Origin of the sequence: Caulobacter sp. D5 (assembly GCF_003185805.1) — a bacterium.
Taxonomy (GTDB): Bacteria; Pseudomonadota; Alphaproteobacteria; order Caulobacterales; family Caulobacteraceae; genus Caulobacter.
In genome coordinates, this window is record NZ_QHJY01000563.1 from 1 (window position 1) to 1376 (window position 1376).

Here is a 1376-nt window from a genome sequence, read left to right on the forward strand (position 1 = left end):
GAGGGGGCGACCGCCGCAAGGCGCCGGCTTTCCCCCTCAGTCGCTCCGCGACAGCTCCCCCTGAGGGGGAGCATCTTCCTGGCGAGGCGTCTGATCAGATCCTCCCCCTCTGGGGGAGGTGGCCCGGAGGGCCGGAGGAGGGGGGGCGTTTCAGCTTCCGAATTCTCGGCCGGTGTCCTCCCCGCGCCAGGGCCGGCGAGAAGCCCCAGCCCCTCAGTTCCCGATCTTCGTCCAGGGCCGCTGCACGCATACCGGCGCGCCGTCGATCACCGCCACCCGCGCCGAGCCCGGCGGGGCGTAGAAGGCCTGCCGCCCGCCGACGCTGACCGCCAGGGCGATCGGGCCGCTGAAGTCGCAGACCGGCGCCTCGCGGCGTCCGCCGGCCTGGTCGTAGACGCGGTGGGTGCACTCCATATGGCCGGCGCCGCGCGCCAGGCTGACGCCGTCGAAAGCGAAGGTCATCGGCTTGCGCTGCCGGGCCTCGAAGGCCGCCTGGTCCAGGACCAGGCAGGGCGTTCCGGCCAGGCTCCAATAGGCCTCGGCGGCGCCGGCGGCCTCGCGCTGCTTCCAGGCGACGAAGGCGACCAGCGGCGCGGCGATGACGAAGGCGATCGCCGCCCAGAAGATCCAGCCGCCGCGTCTGGCGCGGCCCTCGACCCGCACGGCTCCCGGCCGTCCTCCGATCCCCGCAGCGTCCATCCTGGTCCTCCCGCCCGGCGACAGTAGAAGGCGCGGGATGCGTACGCCAATAGAGGAAAGGAGAGGCGACCCGCCGAGATCAACCGCCAAGTCCGGCGCCCATCCAGAAACTCGGCCGCTTAACTCACTGAGGATCCCCCGAAGGGCAAGGCCCAGCCAGCGGGTGATCCACCGCCGTGCCCATCCTGAAAGCCAGCTTGGATCCCCGCCTTCGCGGGGAGGAGCGGGTTGGGTGAGGGAGCAGGCGAATGTCGGTTCGCCGCCCAGACCTTCAGTGCCCCATCCGGAAGCGCGCGGTCTGCACGCAGCGCGGCCGGCCGTCGATCACCGCCACCCGGGCCGAACCCGGCGCGGTGTAATAGACCACGGTCCTGGGGGTCTCGACCGCCAGGGCGCCGGGGCTGGTGAAGTCGCAGACCTGGGCCTCCTGCTTGCCGCCGCCCAGGCGATAGGCGTGGCGGGCGCACTGCACGTGGCCGGCCCGGCGCGACAGCCGCACTTCGTCGAAGACCGTCGTCATCGGCGCGCGCCGCGAGGCGGCCGCGAAGTCCGCGGCGGTGCTGGCCGGGCAGGGCTCGCCGTCCAGGCTCCACTCGCCGGCCTGCTCGATCTCGGTCCGGGCCTTTTGCTCGGCCTCCCACCACAGGCTGAACAGCGGCGAGACGATGGCGACCGCC

Annotated in this window: 2 protein-coding genes; both read right to left on the reverse strand. The window is 72.9% G+C overall.

The window, feature by feature from the left end; all coding sequences use genetic code 11:
• Positions 1-213: 213 nt before the first annotated feature.
• Entirely contained in the window at positions 214-699 is a 486-nt protein-coding gene (locus DMC18_RS25250; protein ID WP_146218231.1) for a hypothetical protein, read from the reverse strand.
• Positions 700-970: 271 nt separating this feature from the next.
• Positions 971-1376, reverse strand: a 406-nt coding sequence (locus tag DMC18_RS26410) for a hypothetical protein (protein WP_110133428.1), incomplete at its 5' end; no start/stop codon positions are given.